We start from the raw sequence: 19,172 nt of genomic DNA, 5'->3' as shown, positions 1-19,172 counted from the left end.
AAACCGTTTTTGCTGTAAAAATTCGGGTTAAAGCTCACATTTTGTATGAATTTCCCGCAAGTTTGATCACACAGAAAAAGCCTTTAACGTGTATGAAAACGGTTTTTGACGCACATAGATAAAAACAAAAAGCCTTGATTGTTAGACCCCGTTGTCACGATTTGAGTGGTGATATGCCGGATCAGATTAGAATTTTCTTTTGTTTTTAAATGCTGGCATGATTGTTCAAGGATTATTGATCGGGAAAATTGTTTCCGGCAACATCATTCGAATGCAAAAGCTCTTATTGATTAAACGTTTTTACTTTTTTGGCCGGTAACCGGAAGATTGACACACAGGTCATGACGCGGTTTTACCCTTGTATCGGGTGGAATAAAAACCATATGCGATAAACGGGTACCAAAAGTTATCTACAATTTCTGGTGGTACAACGGGTCAACAATACGAATGGAGGATTAAGATATGATAATGAACAAAATTCGCATGATTGCACTTGCTGCTGCCACTGCGACTTTTGGCCTTATAGGTTTTGCGAGCTCATCATTCGCGGCAGAAAATGCACGTATCAGCTGGTCGGCTTTGACCACGAAACTGGAGCAAAGCGGCTTTAAAATTCGCGAGCTTGATGAAAAGCACGAAGGCTGGAAAGCCGAAGTAATTGACAAAACTAATCAACGCCTCAAGCTCTACATCGATCGTCAGGGCAATATAACTCGCCAAAAAGTCGATGATTGATTATCTGGCGTGAATGGCGTCCGGTTTTGTAACCGGTTTTCCCGAAACATTCGGGATACCGGTTTTTTTGACAAGATGAATAGCAACATCAATATGACTTATTTCGAAGCCTTCAGGGGGAAGAGGGAGCTTTTGTACATCCGGTTCATGACCATAAAGAGCAATGACTTTTCCGCTCTCATAGTGGAAGAAACTGCTGTTACGGCAATTGGCAATAAAGAATGATTTTTGTCCGGAAGATGCAACCGGCCTGACCAATCCTGCTTTGGTAAAATGATGCAGGGTATTATAGATTGTCGCAAGGGAAATATCCTCACCGGAAGAAGCAATATCTTCATAAAGGCGGTTTGCATCTATCAGGCATTTTTCCCTACCAAAGATATATTTTGCAACAATCAATCTTTGACGTGTGACGCGAAGCCCGCAATTTTCCAATATATCATGGATCGGGGTTGCGTTTTTTGTGCTCTTGACGACCGGACGGATGTGTCCCGTAAAATCCAACATAAACGCTCCTTGTCAGTCACTGGTTATAAGCAAATACCTAAAAATCGCTGTTTTATTATTGCAAATAGTTTGCAGTTGCAATTAACAATATGATTTGTTACGCAATATAGAAATTGCAAATCATTTGCAATAAGAAAATTAAGTGAGAGGATTTTTGAATATGAAACCTGCTTTTTTACAACAGGTCGGTCTCAAAACATTTGTATCCGCAGTTATAGTTGTTTTGATGAGTCTTTTTTCAGCTGCAAACAGTTTTTCCGCTCAGAAATTCAAGGCTGTAACAACATTTACTGTTATCGCCGATATGGCACAAAATGTTGCGGGAGATGCAGCCGAAGTCCAGTCAATAACCAAACCGGGTGCAGAAATTCATGAATATCAACCGACACCGCAGGACTTGATGCGGGCCCAAGGTGCCAATCTTATTTTGTGGAACGGGTTGAATCTGGAATTATGGTTCGAGAAATTTTTTGACAATATTCATAATGTGCCGGGGGTTGTCGTTTCAACCGGCGTTGATCCTATGAGCATCAACGAGGGGCCATATAATGGCAAACCCAATCCCCATGCATGGATGTCGCCCACATCTGCTTTGATCTATGTCGACAATATCCGCGATGCGTTTGTGAAATATGATCCGGAAAACGCTGAAACTTACAAGCAAAATGCAGAAATTTACAAAGCCAAGATCAGAGCAACGATTGATCCGATCAAGGCAGAACTTTCAGGCTTGCCGGAAGATCGCCGCTGGTTGGTTACGAGTGAAGGTGCGTTCAGCTATCTTGCCCGCGATTTTAATTTGAAAGAACTTTATCTTTGGCCGATCAATGCAGACCAGCAAGGCACACCCCAACAAGTTAAACATGTCATTGATGCCGTGAGAAAATACAACATTCCTGTGGTTTTTTCGGAAAGTACAATTTCGGATGCACCAGCCAAACAGGTTGCTCGTGAAACCGGCGCCAAATATGGCGGTGTGCTCTATGTCGATTCGCTGTCCGAGGCTGACGGCATTGTTCCCACTTATATTGATCTTCTGAAAGTAACAAGTTCCACTATTGCCAAGGGACTAGCCCAATGAAGACTGAAGGAATTTCTGCATCACATATCACAGTGACCTACCGTAATGGACATACGGCACTGCGCGATTCAAGTTTTGAAACGCCGACAGGTTCTATTACTGCATTGGTTGGAATTAACGGTTCCGGCAAGTCGACCTTATTCAAAGCTATCATGGGATTTGTGCGTCTGTCGCGCGGTTCCATTACTGTTTTTGGTATGCCGGTGCGCAATGCATTGAAGAAAAATCTTGTCGCTTATGTTCCTCAATCGGAAGATGTCGATTGGAATTTTCCGGTACTGGTTGAAGATGTTGTCATGATGGGTCGTTATGGCCACATGAATTTTCTGCGCCAGCCAAAAGATGTCGATTATGCAGCCGTGACAGATGCTTTGCAGCGGGTAAATATGCTTCCCTTTCGCAAGCGTCAGATTGGTGAGTTGTCCGGCGGGCAAAAAAAACGAGTTTTTCTGGCCCGCGCTATAGCGCAGGAAGCAAAGGTCATTTTACTTGATGAACCTTTTACCGGCGTTGACATCAAAACTGAAGACCAAATCATTGCCTTGCTTAAAGAAATGCGCAAAAGCGGTGCCGTTATGCTGGTTTCCACGCATAATCTTGGCTCGGTGCCCGAATTTTGCGATCGCACGGTTTTAATAAAGGGCACGGTTTTGGGTTATGGCCCGACGTCCGAAATTTTCACCGAAGAAAACCTCACAAAAACCTTTGGTGGTGCATTAAGACATCAGGTGGTTAGCCCTCAACAAACATTAACCGGAGTTGACGTCGTCAGCGATGATGAAGACCCGCTTGTGCTTTCTCCTTATCAGCAAAAGACGTTGCCACAATGATAGACCAGCTTCTGGAACCTTTTTCTTATGATTTTATGATAAACGCGATGTGGGTTTCCGCATTGGTTGGTTGTGTTTGCGCATTTCTTTCGGCATTTTTGATGCTTAAAGGCTGGTCGTTGATTGGCGATGCACTTTCCCATTCGATTGTGCCCGGTGTTGCCGGTGCCTATATGTTGGGCTTACCGTTTTCGTTGGGCGCTTTTTTTTCGGGAGGGCTTGCGGCCACTGCCATGCTATTTTTCAACGAGCGAACGAAATTGAAAGAAGACACCATCATAGGTCTCATTTTTTCGTCATTTTTCGCACTCGGGTTGTTTATGAAATCTTTAAAGCCGATGGCTGTGAGCATTGATACAATTGTGCTCGGCAATATTCTGGCGGTAAGCCCGACAGATATCTTCCAGCTCGCACTGATCGGCATCATTTCACTCGTTATACTCTTCATCAAATGGAAAGATATGATGGTGACTTTCTTTGACGAAAATCATGCCCGTTCAATCGGTATAAACACCAGAGGATTGAAAATCCTGTTTTTTGCCCTGCTTGCGGCTTCAACAGTTGCAGCCATGCAAACGGTAGGAGCCTTTCTGGTCATTAGTCTTGTTGTTACTCCGGGAGCGACCGCTTATTTGATAACCGACCGTTTTCAACGTTTGATTGTTCTTTCGGTTGTGATCGGCATTCTCACGAGCATTGTCGGCGTTTATTCAAGTTACCTTATTCATGCTCAAACCGGGGGCGTCATTGTATTGCTGCAAGCACTGCTATTTGCTTCGAGTTTTTTCTTTGCCCCCAAACACGGTTTTATCGCGGCACGCCTGCGCGCGAAGAAAGTTCAATCATGATGGATACGCTTCTATTTCCCTTCCAATTTCCTTTCATGATCAGGGGAATGCTGATTACGATGACCGTTGCAGTGCCGATGGCAATGCTGTCCTGCTTTCTGGTTTTGAAAGGATGGTCCCTTTTAGGGGATGCTATTTCCCACGCGGTTTTTCCGGGTGTCGTTGCGGGCTATATGATGACACCGCTCACGATGTTTGTTCTGGGACTTATACCTTTTATTAGTGCGGAAGCCATCAATCGGTCCGATGTTACCATGGCAATGATGGCCTTCGGTGCATTTCTTGCTGGCATGGTTTGTGCGGTTCTCACCGGCTTTTTGGGGGCAAACAGCCGTATCAAGCAAGACACAGTGATGGGAGTGGTGTTTTCTTCAATGTTCGGTTTGGGATTGGTTATGGCAACCAGCATTGAAAGCGAGCTTCATCTCAATCACATTCTGTTCGGCCATTTGTTAGGTGTAAATTGGCTTGATATTTACGAGACTTTCATCATCTCGTTTTTGGTGGCTATTACCCTTGGTGCAAAATGGCGCGATTTCCTGCTTTTCACGTTTGATCCCATTCAGGCTAAAGCTGTGGGTCTTAATGTCCGTTTTTTGCATTATGCCTTGCTTACAATGATTTCCCTGACAATCGTTGCAGCATTGAAAGCTGTGGGGATAATTTTGGCTATTTCTTTGCTTATCGCGCCCGGTGCCATTGCCTATCTCGTAACAAAGCGTTTTTCGTTCATGATTTCGATAGCTGTTGTAATTGCGGTTTTCAGCAGCCTTTTCGGCGTTTATGCAAGTGCGTTTCTCGGTTCCGATGCTGCGTCGACAATTGTGCTGATCATGACCCTTCTCTTTATCGTTACGTTTCTTTTTATATCAATTACAGCGCGCATTCGCTCATCGGCAGCTTGAGTATTGTCCCCGTTTAATGTTAGAAGCTTAAGCCTAATTTGTCACTGAGGCTTAAGCTCTATGAAACGTTATGTGATTAATCTTGATCGCTCCGAAGAGAGGTTAATTCATATAAAAAGCATATTTACCAAACAAGGTCTCGGTTTTACCCGGGTCAAAGCCGTTGACGGACATTCTTTGTCTGAAGAGCAATTCGACAAGCTGACGCGTATTCGCAAGTGGCCTAAAAAAATCACAAGAGCCGAAGTTGGCTGTTTTCTCAGTCATCTTGAATGCTGGCGGTTGATTGCTGAAGGCGATGAACCCTATGGAGCGGTATTCGAAGACGATATAAAACTTTCTACCCATGCTCATCAGTTTTTGAAAAATGCGGATTGGGTGCCTGAGGGGTGTGATATCGTTAAGCTGGATACTGCCCAAATCGTTTGTGTTTTAAAAAAATTCGATACTGAACTTGCTGACAATTATAAACTTGGACGGCTTGTGACCAAACATTATTGTTCTGGCGGCTACATTATATCCAAAGCTTGTGCCAGACGACTATATGATGAAGTCAAACTTGTTACTGCACCGATTGATGAAATTATGTACAATCCGGAATGCGGAGTTTTCGGGTCACTTAATATCGAACAAATTTTTCCGGCGATTGTTGTCCAGATCGGACTTACCAGCACCATTCTTTTGGAACGGAAAAATGCGAAAATTTTTAAACCCAACCGTCTATTTTTACAAAAAGTATGGCGCGAACTAAATCGTTTTAAAAAACGTTATCTGAAACCTTGGTTTTTTAAGACATTTTTCCACTATTATTGGGGCGTTGTGCCCTTTCGCTAACCGTAACCGTTTGAAAACAAATGGCTTTCTATATGCATAACAGCTATGCATAATTGTGGGTTGTTGTTCGGCGGCTGATGCAATATTTTACCTCTTGCTGGATTACTCCTCCTCCCAAATCCAGCAAGTTGAATGCAGCACCTCCTCCTCCCATAGCTGCATTCGGAATCAAAGGCTGCGCATCTCCTCCCGCGCGGCCTTTTTCTTTTCCGGTATTTTTATTTGTTTTGCCCTTGATTTTAACTGTTTTGATTCTCTATCCCGATCAACCTTATCCATTCATCAAATCATATCCGATAAAATAACCGCCAAATTACCCGATCAACCTGAAATTATTTTGTTCCGTCGAGCATTTCAAAATCAGGTGGCTTGAAAATGTTTAAGCAAAGAACCTTTCGTTTTCCGGCATTAAAACGGCTTATTCTTCCTCTCTCTATTAAGAAGGTTAATTTACTTCGGTGTTGCAACAAAGTAAAAAATACGGTTTGAAAATCACAAAATCGAGATCAATCATAACAATATTATATTGTATTGTATGCGTTTTCTCTCTATCGCAATATTACCGTATTCATGGAAATTAGTAATGAAATTATCAACGTATAATTGAATTTTTAAAGCTATCCCAAGTAAATCTCATTATTTTTCGAAAAAAATATTCATCCGAAAAATATTCCATGAATGACCTTCGTTGCTTTTTCAGCTTCGAAGTTTCTCGTTGATCTTTTCGAGACAGCTTATAAGACCAGTCTATTTTGGGCGCGTTTGAAGCAAAAAACAGGGTAAAAATTTTCAATGAAACAGTTTTTTCTATCAAAATTACGCAAACTGTATAAGGTTAATAGCCTATTAACAATCGCGGATTTAATTGAGTGACACGAATACGATTCGTGTCTGCTGATTTGACCTATTGATTAAAGAGGGGAATATGCGCGTAAAATTTGTTTTGTTAGCTGCCGGACTGCTCGCCAGCGCAACGCTTGACGGTTGTACAACAACAGGAGGCTCGTCATCAACGCTTGCGGCCTATTCTCAGGTCAATGATGGTGGTTTTGTTATACCCGCAATCAAAGCAAACGAGATCAAGCCAGAGTTTCGCCGCCAGATTGTCGGCTATCCCAGTGATGAAAAACCCGGCACAATTATCATCGATACCGGAGCCAAATATCTTTATTATATCATGCCGGATGGCAAGGCCATGCGTTATGGCATCGGCGTAGGGCGTGATGGTTTCCGCTGGACGGGTAACGCTACAATCGGGCGCAAGGCAGAATGGCCTAACTGGGTACCGCCACAGCGTATGTTGGTACGTCAACCTGAATTGAAAGAGTTTGCCGGTGGAATGAAACCGGGCTTGCAAAATCCGCTTGGTGCACGGGCACTCTATCTCTATAAAGATGGCAAAGACAGTATGTTCAGGCTGCATGGCACACCTGAATGGTGGTCAATTGGCACCAATGTTTCATCCGGCTGCATCCGTCTTATCAATCAAGATATTATAGACCTCTATAATCGCACGGAAATTGGTGCAAAGGTGATTGTAAAATAGCCCGAAGCCGGTTGTAAAATAATTGGCGTCGAATGTTATCTCTGTTTAAAGCGCGGATTCTTCCGCGCTTTTTTATTTGTTGATTTGATAGTTGTTTTTTCGAAAAATCGGAAAATAAGGCTCATTGGGAAGTTCACGAAAGAAGCTCGAATTTTCTTTGACAAAAGCGGAACGAATGAAAATTATTTTCATTGTAGAGTCGTCATTCCGGTTCTCAAGACCGGTGACAAGATTCATGTTCTGAAACCGTAAGCGGCCGAAACATTAGCGGGACGGTCGCGTCAAAATATAGATAGAAATTAAAATCAATACGGCAATTGTTATCAATGCCAACCATAAAACCGGTTGGGCAATGAGCAAGAACGAGCAAAAACCGACAGCCATTCCGCCAACAGCAAGGAATTTGATAAAAGGTGATATGACCCCTTGTTCTTCCCACTGTTTGATCGGGGGGCCGAAAACCTTGTGGTTATGAAGCCAATTATGAAAACGCGGAGATGACCTTGCGAAACACCACGACGCAACAAGCAAAAATGGCACTGTCGGCATAATAGGTAGAACGGCGCCAACAATCCCCAAAACAATCATAAGACAACCGATCACCAGATAGATAACGCGTAACGGCGTCGGTGTGTTGGATTCTTTCATCTTTCGTCCATGCTTATTAAAAACGCAGGGTTGCATAGAAAATTGACCCAAAATAGGTCAACTAATTGATAATAATGGCAAAAATGCCTTTTCACGGCCATGTGAACGACACAACCATAGGTTATATCCTCATTTCGCTTAATCCCCGAAACTCCAACCAGTTAGCAGGATATGTGTTTTTTAGCCGATAAAATAAGACTTCTACCGTTCTTGTCAGCAATCTTTGTTGTCAGTTTTATCAATCTTGGTCAAGCCAGCGTACATCATGGCAATGTCAGTCATGGTAACCAGTGCGGTGGTGCATCATGGTATGCATTGCATTCGAAAACGGCCTCTGGTGAAAAGATGAATCCTTTCGGTATGACAGCAGCGCATAAGACATTACCGCTTGGAAGCAAAATCCGCGTGACCAATAAATTCAATGGAAAATCGATTATCGTACGTATTAATGATCGCGGGCCGTTTATTGCCGGTCGTATACTCGATTTGTCCAAAGGTGCAGCCGCCGAGCTTGGCTTCGTGCAGCACGGACTTACAAATGTTTGTTATGAACGGTTAAGCTGAGATAAAAGTTAAAAAAGGGGAAGAATATTCTTCCCCATTTTTATTCAAACTTTATAGGCCCGAATTTTTGAGCGAATGTAAACCGATTGCAAAACCGATCCAGCCCCATCCCTGAAAGATCAGATCTATCGACAGGAACAATCCCAAAACCCATAGTGTATTGGCAGGCCAGCCGGTCGTAATAATAAGGCCGGCAATAGCGGTAATGATACCTGCAGCAATAATCCATCCATGACCTTTGAGTTCGCGGCTCTGAAAACCGATAACCACGCGGATAACGCCGGCAACGACGAGCAAAAATCCGAGCAGGAAAGTGAAGACAGCCGCTGCCAGAACCGGTTGAACAAGGCAGACAATGCCACCGAATGTATAAAGAATACCGGCTAACAACCAGTAGAAAAAACGGCCCCAACTTTTAACGCCGAAAGCGTGGATGATCTGCACGATACCACCCACAAGCATCATAATGCCGATATAAATAGCGACGGCTTCCGTTGCAAAAGGTAATGTGAAAGCGGCAATAATACCGACAACAAGAAGGATGATTCCAAGAACCAAAAACCAGCCCCATTTCGCCGATAGCTCGTGTGCACCTTCCAACGGATTCCAATTATTTGAACTCACGACGGTTTTCCTTTTCAAAATGACTGTTCCAGAACATTACGTTTTATGGCATTGCTTTTTCATGCCGGCAATACCATTTTCGCGCCACCTTTATCATAGAATATAAGAAAGAAGTAACATAGAAATAAAGAAGGTTAATCATTGTAGCGGTTATCAACGTCTGTGAAGACCAATGAAAGCAAAGTAACCAATGGATGTGTTTATTGAAAATTATTGGCCGCATATCCTAGCCGTATTATCATTTTTTCTGGGACTTGGGGCAGCAATCCACGCCACCATGACAAAACAGGAGGTTCGTACCGCTATAGGATGGGTTGGTGTTATTATGCTCTCGCCCATTATCGGAGCCTTAATCTATGGTATTTTCGGTATCAACCGGATGCATGACAACGTTGTCTATAAACGTCATCGTCATGCCGGTGGAAAAGGGCGTGCGCGTGCCGAAAATTATGATTGTTCGGATAGCTATATTCTGGAAAGATTTGGCCGTCTTGCCCTGCCGATGAAAAAACTCGGCGATAATGTGAGTCTCGGCCGCATGACACATGGCAATCACCTGACGGTGCTTGATAATGGCGACGAAGCTTACAGTGCGATGTTAAAGGCAATCGGTACGGCGAAGCGTTCGTTAATTCTTGAATGCTATATTTTTGACCGCGATAGTATGGGAGAACTTTTTGTTGCTGCTTTAGCGGACGCGGTGCGTCGCGGTGTCGAGGTGCGTGTCCTGATTGATGCGGTAGGTGCCCGCTATTCGATACCGTCTATCGTGCGTGATTTGCGGCGCGAGAACGTTCCTGTAGCTGTTTTTAACGGCAATATCATAATCGGTTTGCGGCTGCCTTACGCCAATTTGCGCACCCACAGAAAAATTCTTGTTGTTGACGGGAGTGTTGCTTTTACCGGAGGGATGAATATACGTGCCGGTTTTTCCCAAACATTCAGCGGTGAAAAAACCGCGGATGACACACATTTTCGAGTCGAGGGGCCTGCTGTAGCCGATATTTTTTCGGTTGCAGCCAATGACTGGGCTTTTGCGAAGGGCGAAAATCTCGATACAAAAAACTGGTCTATTCCTGCAATCAGGGACAATTCCGATGAAGGGGTGTGTATACGTGTGGTACCAACCGGTCCGGATCGGTTGATTGAAACAAACCAGCATATGTTGATCGGGGCATTCTCGCTTGCCGAACGACATATCCGCATCATGACGCCTTATCTCTTGCCTGATCGGGAGTTGATAAGTGCGCTGGTTACAGCGGCCCGTCGGGGTGTCGAAGTTGATATTGTTGTACCGGGAAATAACAATCTGAAACTTGTCGATTGTGCCATGCGCGCGCAATTTGACCAATTGTTGCATGACGGATGCCGCATATGGCGTGCAGAAGGACCATTCAACCATTCCAAACTCATGGAGATTGATGATCGCTGGAGTTATATCGGCTCGTCAAATCTCGACTCGCGCTCGTTAAGACTGAATTTCGAAATTGATATGGAAATATTCGACGAGTCGCTTGCCTGTTATCTTTCACAAAAAATCAGTCACGAACGGGAAAATGCACACGAGGTCAGAATGGAAGATCTTTTAAAACGACCGTTTCTTTCGCGTTTGATCGACAAAATGATCTGGTTGGGTTCGCCCTATCTTTGAGGCGTTTAATTGTCTTCTAATCGTCTTTGAAAAAATTGATAAGATTTTTTGCGTGCAAATACGATGTATAACCAGCTGGAGTTACCGGCTTCTTCCATCTAAACAGCAATCCGAAGTATAAATTTGAAAACTGGATTTCTTCCGTGTTTTTAAATCCTTCAGCGTTGGTCGATCACCCTTTATTTCACGCGCGACACGTCTTATCGAATCTTATCAATCAGCTTATTTCAAGCGTTTGATCGCTCCGGTTTTTGTGCGTTCTTTCAGCAATTTGGTAGCGCCTTCAAGGTCGATCTCCGCCTTGATAGGCAGATGATCGGAAGCGAGCCGTGCAAGTGGTGAGTTATGAATTTCTATGTTGGAAACAAGCTCGTGCGGATAGGCAAAAACACGGTCTAGTGCCAGAACAGGGAAACGGGAGGGAAAACTTGGCAATGTGCCGAGTCTTAAATCAAAGAACGGAGAAAGACTTTTAAGGGAGGATGTCCTGCCAAGTCGCCATTCATTCAGATCACCGATCATAATTGTCGGCATGATTTCACGTTTTTCCAGAATAGACAGAATAAGTTTTGCCTGCTGAATCCTCGAATGATGCAACAGTCCGAAATGGGCTGCAACAATGCGGATAAGCCCGAGCGGCATATCCAGCTCGACAATGAGTGCACCGCGCGGTTCAACACCGGGCAGATTGAGCTGAACGATATCTTTGACTTTGCCATTACGGATGAAAAGTGCATTGCCATGCCAACCAAGTCCTCGTGGAGACATGGTATTGATCGGAACGCGTTCCAATCCGGTTTCCGATTTCAAAAGTTCCGGATCAAGCAAGCCTACTCTTTCGCCAAAACGCTTGTCGGCTTCCTGAAATGCCATGATATCGGGATCAAGTTCCGCAACGACATGGACAATTCGTGCGGGATCGAAAACATTGTCGACACCAACACATTTATGAATATTGTAAGAGCCGACAACCATATCATAAGTGTCGCAATCGGCGTCTTTCGGACGATGTCCATGACGGTTCCGGACAGCTTGCAACAATCTTGTCTGAAGGGCTTTTTGACTTAATTGGCTTGGCCAATGGAATTTTTTATTTTTGAGGATGTCCATGATTTTTTCTGATAGCAGAATTGCCCCGCTCGAAAGCTTTAACCATAATATGAAGTGACAGCTTTAAAACTACAAGATTTGTCGCTCAAAATTGAAAACTATTACCATCTATTTTTTCTTTGGAATATGATAAAAGATTTAATTATTGCAAGAAAAATTGTCTACACCATTTAAAATGGGACAATAATATCCGTAAATGTTGGAAGATTAGCACCATGGCTGATATGAGCGACGATGAAGCAATAATAATCGAAGCTTTTTCAAAAAACGGTTCCAGGAAACATATAGGGCCTGTTGCCTTTAACCGGATTGAACTGAACGCGATTTTGCGGGTTTATGGACAGATGGTCGCTGCCGGCGAATGGCGTGATTATGCGATTGACCATCTTGATGACAGAGCCGTGTTTTCCATATTTCGCCGCACTGCCGAAATACCGCTTTACCGTGTTGAAAAAAATCCGAAATTGGCGAGCCGCCAGGGTGCTTACAGCGTCATTGCTGCAAGCGGGTTGATCTTGAAACGTGGTAAAGAACTTCGCAATGTTCTGAAAGTGTTTGATAAAAAACTATTCAAGATTGTTTGAGCCTATCCATTGGATTTGTTTCTTTTGAAGAGCAGCGGAAAGCTGTTGCATTTACCGTTTAAATTCAATCGGAAAACCGTGCACATAACCGGGTAAGTAAATTTAAAAACCTTTAAAAATGGATAAAAGAAAACCCCGTCTTTAAGAAAGGCGGGGTTTAAAAATCGTTTTATATTCGAATTTTTAGGAGTTGCGATTCTGACCGAGGAATTGCAACAAGAAAACGAACATATTGATGAAGTCGAGATAGAGTGTCAAAGCACCCATCACAACCTTGCGGCCGCGTGTTTCTTCAGCATCGCCTTCATAATACATAACCTTGATTGTCTGTGTGTCATAAGCGGTAAGACCGGCAAAAATAAGAACACCAATAATCGAGATTGCAAATTGCAGCGCATTCGAGCCAAGGAACAAATTGACAACCATGGCAAGCAGAAGGCCAATCAACCCCATGAAGAGGAAAGACCCCATGCCTGTCAGATCGCGTCTTGTTGTGTAACCATAGAGCGAAAGGGCACCGAAAGAAGCCGCAGTGATAAAGAATGTCTGCGTAATGCTTGCAGGTGTGTAGCGCAAAATGATTGACGAAAGCGACAAACCGACAAGTGCTGCATAGACAAAAAACAATGCGCGCGCCGAACTTGTGCTCAACGACTCGATTTTGAAGCTTAGAAAGAAAACTGCAATGAGCGGGGCAAACATCACAACATACGCAAACGGTGACGTATAGAAGGTAACACCGAATGATGTCAGATGGACGCCATTGGGTAACATATAAGGTGTCGGATCGCTCGTTGTTGCAAGTGAAGCAATAGCAAACGCTGCGATACCTGTTATAACAAGCCCGATTGCCATCGCGTTGTAGACGCCTAGCATATAACTGCGCAGTCCCTGGTCAATGGAAGCATCGGCCTGAGTGACTGTCGTCGGGCGAAAGTTTCTGAAATCAGCCATATAAATAATCCTTTAGCTTGTGTTCCGGACGGTGTCGGTAAATGGCTGGAAAAGCTGTTTTCCCCCACTTGAAATCCGGGCGCCGCTGGCGGAACCCCAGCATGCCTAACCGATATTATGGGCATTAATTTGATAAATTACAAGTCTTTCATTGTTTTCAACACATTACAATTCTTTAAGAAAACGCGATGGTTTTTCACTCAAAATGTGCCAGGTTCCGATAAGACCGAAACCGATTGTCAGGATAAGAGCGACAAGGACAACCATGACACCCGAGCCGAAGAAAAAATGGGTATTGGTTATCTCCATTTTATAATGGCCGATCATTGAACCGGCTATCGTTCCGGCAATAAATGCAAAAATCGCCGTTGCAAGTCCGAGAATTGTATATTCGGCAAGATAGGCCTTGAGGAGCATTTTGCGGGTTGCACCCAAGGTTTTCAAGATTACTGCATCATGAATACGCGACCGGTTGGTCGAAGAAAGTGTGCCGACGAGGACAAGAATTGCAGCAAGAATTGCGATCGCAGATGAAGCACGGATTGCAGTACCGATTTCATCAACGATTTTTCTCGCGTCAAAAAGAACCTGACGAACAGGTACGACAGTAATCGAAGGGAAACGATTTGCAATGTCACGCATCAATGCCGCTTCATTGAGGGCATGGTTATTGCCCGCTTTGAAAGTTGCAAGATAAACATGTGGTGCAGCTTGCAAGGCTTGTGGCGAAAAAATCATTACGAAATTCATATTGAATGAATCCCAATCGACATCTCGAAGACTGGTGATGCGCGCGGTTATTTCCCGCCCCGACACATTGACAGTAATAGTATCGTCAAGTTTCAAAAACAGTCCGATTGCTTCCCTTTTGGAAACAGAAACCTCGATTGCATCACTTCTGTCATTTTTCCACCATTTGCCTTCGGAAAGCACAGTGTTTTCCGGCATAGCTGCCGAATAGGTTATATTGCGGTCACCGCGCAACACCCATTCACTGTCTTCTTTTACGTGTCTGTTCTTTACCGGTTCACCGTTTATTTTTGTGATACGAGCGCGCAATGTCGGCATGATCTTGAAGCTTCCCGACGGATCTTGCTTATGCAGAAAGCTGGAAAAATCGTCTGCATCACTTTTCAGAATATCCATAAAGAAGAAATCAGGAGCCTTTTCGGGAACCGAACCAGATAGCTCGAATCTCAAATTGCTGTCGATTGTGGAAAGCGTAACAAGCAGTGTCAGACCCAGCCCGAGTGCCAGAACAACCGAAGGGGTAATGGATTGCGGCCGATAAATATTGGCTATAGCAACGCGCAAAATGGTTGAATGGACATGGGCGCATTTGCGCGCGACAAAAATAATTGTCGAGGAAACCGCTCTTAAAACCAGGAAGACAATAATGACTGCGATGATAAATATGAAAGCAAGTCTTTTGTCCGATGCGGTCGAAATCGCAAGAATTGCAGTTATGAGAAGTAATATTGCTGAAATGAGCTGCGCAGATTTATCCGACTTTTTGATTGTCGAAACGTCGAAAGGACGAAGAAGCGTCGTTACCGAAATAAAGCGGGCCCTGGATAAAGGCAGTATTGCAAAGGCAGCAACTGTCAATAATGCAAAAATGACTGCAAGGATGAGACTGGCTGGTGAAAAATGTGTGTGCTCGAAGAATGGTAAATAATGGCTGATGACAAAACTTGCCACAAAGGGAATGATTGCCGCGAAAACAAGCCCTATCACAATTCCAATGAGTGCGATGAGCATGATTTGTGAAAAATAAATTTCTTCAATGAAACGCGAACGCGCACCAAGTGCTTTGAATATGGCTATCACTTTGCGCTTTTTATCCATATAGGCGTTAACAGAATTGGCTATGCCAACGCCACCGACAATGAGCGCTGTAAGCCCGATAAGAGTAAGAAAACTGGTAAAACGTTCGATGTTTTTTTGCAAAACAGGAGCAGCATCGACGTGGGTGCGGATCGCCCAACCATTTTCCGAAAACTCTTTTTCATGGTTATTCCGAAGGTTTTGCAAGGTGCTATCCGACGGATTATCAAGTTTGATCCGATAAACAAAATTGTGCAAACTTCCGGGAACGATAAGACCCGTTTCGCGTAAAGCATCAATCGACATAAAAACCCGCGGCCCAAGCTGAAAGCCTTCCGACAAGAGGTCAGGTTCTTCCTCGACAACTGCGCGAATTGTAAAGTCGCGATCTCCAATTCTAATTTTGTCACCAATGTGAAGCTGAAGCCGGTCAAGCAAAAGTTTCTGGATTGCGACACCAAAACCACCAGAACCTTTCCCATCTTTTCCGAACAATTCGGTGTTTGTGGCTTGGGGAACGGTTTTTAACTTGCCATAAAGCGGGTATGAGCTGTCGACAGCCTTTATTTCGACCAAGGTGCCATCATTTGTATCGACTCGTCGTGCCATAGAGCGCATGAGAATATTTTCGGAAATTTTTCCCTGGGCTTTGAAAAATGCCAATTCTTGTTCATTTGCCTCGCGCTGTGTATGGCTAAAACGTATGTCTGCGGCAAGAATTACCTGCCCCTGATTTTTAATTTCATTGCTAATATTTTTTGAAACGCCATCCACCCCGCCAATGGCTGCAACCCCCAATGCAATCAGGCAAAGGAAAATATAAAATCCTTTAAGGCCGCTACGCATTTCTCTCAAACAGAAACGCCATGCCAGACAAAGTTCTTGAAATCTTTTCATGCAGGCATCACGCTTTCATTTTCGATGCGACCGTTTTTTACATGGATTTGGCGTTGACAGCGTGCTGCAAGGCCAAGGTCATGGGTAACAAGCACAGTCGTCAATCCATGTTCTTTTGCCCGTTTGAATATAAGGTCGGCAATTGTTTTACCGGTGTCGGCATCAAGATTGCCTGTCGGTTCGTCGGCAACCAATATACGGGGATTGGGGGCGAGTGCGCGAGCAATTGCAACGCGCTGTTGTTCGCCACCTGATAATGTTGCAGGATAATGATGAAGCCGCCCACCAAGCCCGACGCCTTCTAGTTCTTTTTTTGCAACACCGAAAGCATCCTTGTTTCCCGCAAGTTCAAGAGGAACCGCCGCATTTTCCCAAGCCGTCATGTTGGGGATAAGTTGGAAGGATTGGAAAACAATGCCGATATTTTGCCCGCGAAAAATCGCTGCTTCATCCTCGTTCATCTTGTCGATGCGCGTATCCGCAATGGTTATTTCACCGCTGTCGATTTTTTCAAGCCCGGCAAGCACCATAAGCAATGTCGATTTGCCGGAACCGGAGGGGCCGACTATGCCCACGGTTTCACCTTGATTTACCGTAAGTGACAATTCCTTTAAAACGTGAACGCGCGAGCTTCCCTCACCCAGAGTAAGATCGATATTTTTCAGTTTAACGAGCGAACTTGCCACAAATAACTCCTGTTCTTATGCCATAAGCTGATTTAAAATATAACTATACTTCTCGTAAAGGAATTGAGAAATAATGTTGCGATCATTCATTTGCGCATTTATCGGCCTTTCTTTTGGCTGCATTGCGAGTTTACCTCTATTTGCTGAAGAAACCGGGCAAATACAGGAACCGGCACGAGAGAATAGTGAAACAACAGTTCTTGATGATGATTTGACGCCGCCACGTCCGTTCCAGATTGTCGGCTTTGGCGATAGTCTCATGGCCGGCTATAGGCTCCCCGTCGACAAATCTTTTACCGCCGCCCTTGAAGCCGCCTTGCAGGCAAAAAATTATAATATATCAGTTATCAATGCGGGAGTTTCGGGTGATACAACGACAGGCGGCCGCGAACGTCTTGACTGGTCGGTACCCGAACAAACAGGGCTTGTCATTCTGGAACTCGGTGCCAACGACATGTTGCGCGGCATAGACCCGAAAGTTACGGAAGATAATCTTGATTTCATGTTGTCACGATTGAAAGAGCGCAAAATACCGGTCATACTTGTCGGTATGAAAAGCGCTCCCAACTATGGTAAGGAAAAAGCGCAGCAATTCGAGTCGATCTATCAACGTCTTGCCGACAAATATCATGTAGCCTTCTATCCTTTCTTTCTGGAAGGCGTAGCGGGTCATCAGGATCTGCAGTTGGACGATGGCAAACATCCCAATGAAAAAGGCGTTGCTGTCATTGTCGAAAAAATGTTGCCGATGATTGAAAAGACATTGAATGAATTGGGCGTTCATCACCAATAATGTAGCACTGGTCATTTTGCGCCAATGAACAGGCATGAGTGAACCGACATTCGTAAATTGGATCGCTAAAACCGATTGAGATAAAAGAATTACCGATAAACGTGTTTGCGAATTGTTGTTTCAAGGCTCGTGTCGATCAACAGTCACGAGCAATGAAAAAACTGCCGGATATGAATTCAAAAGGAACAAGTAAACTCTCGCGTTATGCCGATTATCAATCTTCATAAAGAACATCCCTTGGACGACGGGCGTCAATCGGAAAAAGCTCTGATGGTTCGCCACGGCGTTCAAAGACTTTTTTTGCGACTTGGTATTCCTGTTTTAAGCGAGTTGCCGCTTGCCGACGGAAGGCGGGCCGACCTTGTGGGAATTACACGCAAAGGAGAGGTGATTATTGTCGAGATCAAATCTTCTGTTGGAGATTTGAAAGCCGATCACAAATGGCCGGATTACCGGATACATTGCGACCGCCTCTATTTTGCCAGTCACAACGAAGTTCCGATGGAGCTTTTTCCTGAAGATTGCGGGTTTATTCTGGCCGATGGTTTTGACGGCTATATTATGCGGGAGGCGCCAGAACATCGCATGTCGGCAGCAACACGAAAAGCCGTTATGTTGCGATTTTCGAGGGTTGCAGCACGGAGACTTACTCGCGCCGAACTCGAAGGATTCGACCTTGCCGACGACAATGATGAGAAAGCCGGATGAATTCACGAAAAATCAGAAAGCCGGCCGTATACGCCTCATAGTAATTTTTTACATTTTTGGGCAATTCTATAGATTCTTTCGTAATTCCAGACATTCTTGGTGACAGGTTTTTGTCAAAAAGGTTGCGTGCCGGAATAAGCGACATTTATCAGGGCGGCACTGGCATCAGAGCGGCACTGGCGCAGAAGTGTCATGCGGCATTCCGGTTTTGTCACGACATTTTAATTTCAGCGCGGTGCACGCTTTGCCAGAATACGTTGTAAAGTACGCCGGTGCATGTTGAGCTTGCGGGCGGTTTCAGAAACATTACGGTCGCACATTTCGTAAACGCGTTGGATGTGTTCCCAACGTACCCGATCCGCCGACATAGGATTTTCCGGTACTGGAGCTTTTTCACCGGCGTGGCGGGTTAAAGCTCCGAATATGTCGTCGGCATCGGCAGGTTTCGAGAGATAGTCGATTGCGCCGAGTTTCACAGCATTGACAGCCGAAGCGATATTGCCATAGCCGGTCAATACGATCATATGGGTGTCAGGGCGGATTTTACGAATTTCTTCAATGACATCAAGCCCGTTACCATCCCCCAATTTCAGATCAACCACCGCATATGCTGGTGGGCTATGGCGCACGTTGGCGATGCCATCTTGCACTGATTCGGCCATAGTCACATTGAAACCACGTGTTTCCATGGCACGCGCCAAACGGTGAAGAAACGGCTTGTCGTCGTCAACCAGAAGCAAAGAAGTATCGGCCCCAATTGCATTCTGATCATGTGCAGTGTCAGTCATTCATCGTCCTTTATCGGCTAGGGGTAAAATCCACCGCTTGATTGTCAACATT

General features: G+C 44.5%; 20 protein-coding genes. 12 read left to right on the top strand and 8 right to left on the bottom strand.

Going from position 1 to position 19,172, the window contains the following annotated elements:
* The first annotated feature begins 462 nt into the window (after positions 1-462).
* Entirely contained in the window at positions 463-735 is a 273-nt protein-coding gene (locus tag H3V12_RS07735; RefSeq protein WP_198214206.1) for a PepSY domain-containing protein, read from the top strand.
* On the opposite strand, the gene H3V12_RS07730 is transcribed toward H3V12_RS07735, so the two are convergent.
* Positions 736-1,242 carry a transcriptional repressor gene (locus H3V12_RS07730; protein WP_198214205.1) on the bottom strand — a complete coding sequence of 169 codons (507 nt, stop codon included), beginning with the start codon at positions 1,240-1,242 and terminating at the stop codon, positions 736-738.
* 226 nt (positions 1,243-1,468) lie between these two features.
* Between H3V12_RS07730 and H3V12_RS07725 the strand changes: the two genes are divergently transcribed.
* The 6 genes from H3V12_RS07725 to H3V12_RS07700 all read left to right on the top strand — a co-directional run bounded on the left by H3V12_RS07725 (position 1,469) and on the right by H3V12_RS07700 (position 7,286).
* On the top strand, positions 1,469-2,323 hold the full coding sequence (locus H3V12_RS07725; RefSeq protein WP_246787535.1) for a metal ABC transporter substrate-binding protein: 855 nt from the start codon (positions 1,469-1,471) through the stop codon (positions 2,321-2,323).
* Complete coding sequence (locus H3V12_RS07720; protein ID WP_075869673.1) at positions 2,320-3,153, top strand: manganese/iron ABC transporter ATP-binding protein; 834 nt, start codon at positions 2,320-2,322, stop codon at positions 3,151-3,153. Before H3V12_RS07725 ends, H3V12_RS07720 begins: the two co-directional genes overlap by 4 nt.
* Positions 3,150-4,001 carry a metal ABC transporter permease gene (locus H3V12_RS07715; RefSeq protein ID WP_198214203.1) on the top strand — a complete coding sequence of 284 codons (852 nt, stop codon included), beginning with the start codon at positions 3,150-3,152 and terminating at the stop codon, positions 3,999-4,001. The genes H3V12_RS07720 and H3V12_RS07715 overlap by 4 nt, the downstream gene beginning before the upstream one ends.
* The gene (locus tag H3V12_RS07710) at positions 3,998-4,906 is read left to right on the top strand and encodes a metal ABC transporter permease (RefSeq protein WP_198214202.1); all 909 of its coding nucleotides are present in this window, start codon (positions 3,998-4,000) and stop codon (positions 4,904-4,906) included. The genes H3V12_RS07715 and H3V12_RS07710 overlap by 4 nt, the downstream gene beginning before the upstream one ends.
* A 60-nt stretch (positions 4,907-4,966) precedes the next feature.
* A complete protein-coding gene (locus tag H3V12_RS07705; RefSeq protein ID WP_198214201.1) occupies positions 4,967-5,740 on the top strand; it encodes a glycosyltransferase family 25 protein in 774 nt (257 codons plus the stop codon).
* Between the two features lie 925 nt (positions 5,741-6,665).
* Positions 6,666-7,286, top strand: a complete 621-nt coding sequence (locus H3V12_RS07700) for a L,D-transpeptidase (RefSeq protein WP_198214200.1) — start codon at positions 6,666-6,668, stop codon at positions 7,284-7,286.
* A 264-nt stretch (positions 7,287-7,550) separates the two neighbouring features.
* On the opposite strand, the gene H3V12_RS07695 is transcribed toward H3V12_RS07700, so the two are convergent.
* Complete coding sequence (locus H3V12_RS07695; protein ID WP_198214199.1) at positions 7,551-7,934, bottom strand: YbaN family protein; 384 nt, start codon at positions 7,932-7,934, stop codon at positions 7,551-7,553.
* A 237-nt stretch (positions 7,935-8,171) separates the two neighbouring features.
* On the opposite strand from H3V12_RS07695, the gene H3V12_RS07690 reads away from it, so the two are divergent.
* Entirely contained in the window at positions 8,172-8,498 is a 327-nt protein-coding gene (locus H3V12_RS07690) for a septal ring lytic transglycosylase RlpA family protein (protein ID WP_075869944.1), read from the top strand.
* 51 nt (positions 8,499-8,549) lie between these two features.
* Here the strand turns inward: H3V12_RS07690 and H3V12_RS07685 are convergent, their stop codons facing one another.
* Positions 8,550-9,122 carry an HdeD family acid-resistance protein gene (locus H3V12_RS07685; RefSeq protein ID WP_178391766.1) on the bottom strand — a complete coding sequence of 191 codons (573 nt, stop codon included), beginning with the start codon at positions 9,120-9,122 and terminating at the stop codon, positions 8,550-8,552.
* A 190-nt stretch (positions 9,123-9,312) separates the two neighbouring features.
* Between H3V12_RS07685 and H3V12_RS07680 the strand changes: the two genes are divergently transcribed.
* On the top strand, positions 9,313-10,773 hold the full coding sequence (locus H3V12_RS07680) for a phospholipase D-like domain-containing protein (protein ID WP_198214197.1): 1,461 nt from the start codon (positions 9,313-9,315) through the stop codon (positions 10,771-10,773).
* A gap of 222 nt (positions 10,774-10,995) precedes the next feature.
* On the opposite strand, the gene H3V12_RS07675 is transcribed toward H3V12_RS07680, so the two are convergent.
* Positions 10,996-11,883 (bottom strand): endonuclease/exonuclease/phosphatase family protein, encoded by an 888-nt coding sequence (locus tag H3V12_RS07675; protein WP_198214196.1) that lies wholly within the window; start codon positions 11,881-11,883, stop codon positions 10,996-10,998.
* A gap of 224 nt (positions 11,884-12,107) precedes the next feature.
* On the opposite strand from H3V12_RS07675, the gene H3V12_RS07670 reads away from it, so the two are divergent.
* Positions 12,108-12,467 carry a DUF2794 domain-containing protein gene (locus H3V12_RS07670; protein WP_246787534.1) on the top strand — a complete coding sequence of 120 codons (360 nt, stop codon included), beginning with the start codon at positions 12,108-12,110 and terminating at the stop codon, positions 12,465-12,467.
* A gap of 183 nt (positions 12,468-12,650) precedes the next feature.
* On the opposite strand, the gene H3V12_RS07665 is transcribed toward H3V12_RS07670, so the two are convergent.
* The 3 genes from H3V12_RS07665 to H3V12_RS07655 all read right to left on the bottom strand — a co-directional run bounded on the left by H3V12_RS07665 (position 12,651) and on the right by H3V12_RS07655 (position 16,831).
* Entirely contained in the window at positions 12,651-13,421 is a 771-nt protein-coding gene (locus H3V12_RS07665; protein WP_075869683.1) for a Bax inhibitor-1/YccA family protein, read from the bottom strand.
* Positions 13,422-13,586: 165 nt separating this feature from the next.
* Positions 13,587-16,145, bottom strand: coding sequence for an FtsX-like permease family protein (locus H3V12_RS07660; RefSeq protein ID WP_198214194.1), 2,559 nt, complete (start codon positions 16,143-16,145; stop codon positions 13,587-13,589).
* Positions 16,142-16,831, bottom strand: coding sequence for an ABC transporter ATP-binding protein (locus H3V12_RS07655; protein WP_198214193.1), 690 nt, complete (start codon positions 16,829-16,831; stop codon positions 16,142-16,144). Before H3V12_RS07655 ends, H3V12_RS07660 begins: the two co-directional genes overlap by 4 nt.
* 73 nt (positions 16,832-16,904) lie before the next feature.
* Here H3V12_RS07655 and H3V12_RS07650 point away from each other — a divergent pair, with 73 nt between their 5' ends.
* Together H3V12_RS07650 and H3V12_RS07645 are read left to right on the top strand one after the other, a co-directional pair.
* Positions 16,905-17,624, top strand: coding sequence for an arylesterase (locus tag H3V12_RS07650; protein WP_198214192.1), 720 nt, complete (start codon positions 16,905-16,907; stop codon positions 17,622-17,624).
* 204 nt (positions 17,625-17,828) lie between these two features.
* Positions 17,829-18,332 carry an MmcB family DNA repair protein gene (locus tag H3V12_RS07645; protein WP_198214191.1) on the top strand — a complete coding sequence of 168 codons (504 nt, stop codon included), beginning with the start codon at positions 17,829-17,831 and terminating at the stop codon, positions 18,330-18,332.
* Positions 18,333-18,559: 227 nt separating this feature from the next.
* Here the strand turns inward: H3V12_RS07645 and H3V12_RS07640 are convergent, their stop codons facing one another.
* Positions 18,560-19,120, bottom strand: coding sequence for an ActR/PrrA/RegA family redox response regulator transcription factor (locus H3V12_RS07640; RefSeq protein WP_075869687.1), 561 nt, complete (start codon positions 19,118-19,120; stop codon positions 18,560-18,562).
* Positions 19,121-19,172: the final 52 nt, after the last annotated feature.

It is taken from the genome of Bartonella sp. W8167, from assembly GCF_016100335.1.
Taxonomy (GTDB): domain Bacteria; phylum Pseudomonadota; class Alphaproteobacteria; order Rhizobiales; family Rhizobiaceae; genus Bartonella; species Bartonella apis.
The sequence above is the reverse complement of the archived record's forward strand: the minus strand, read 5'-3'. Positions and strand labels throughout refer to the sequence as shown.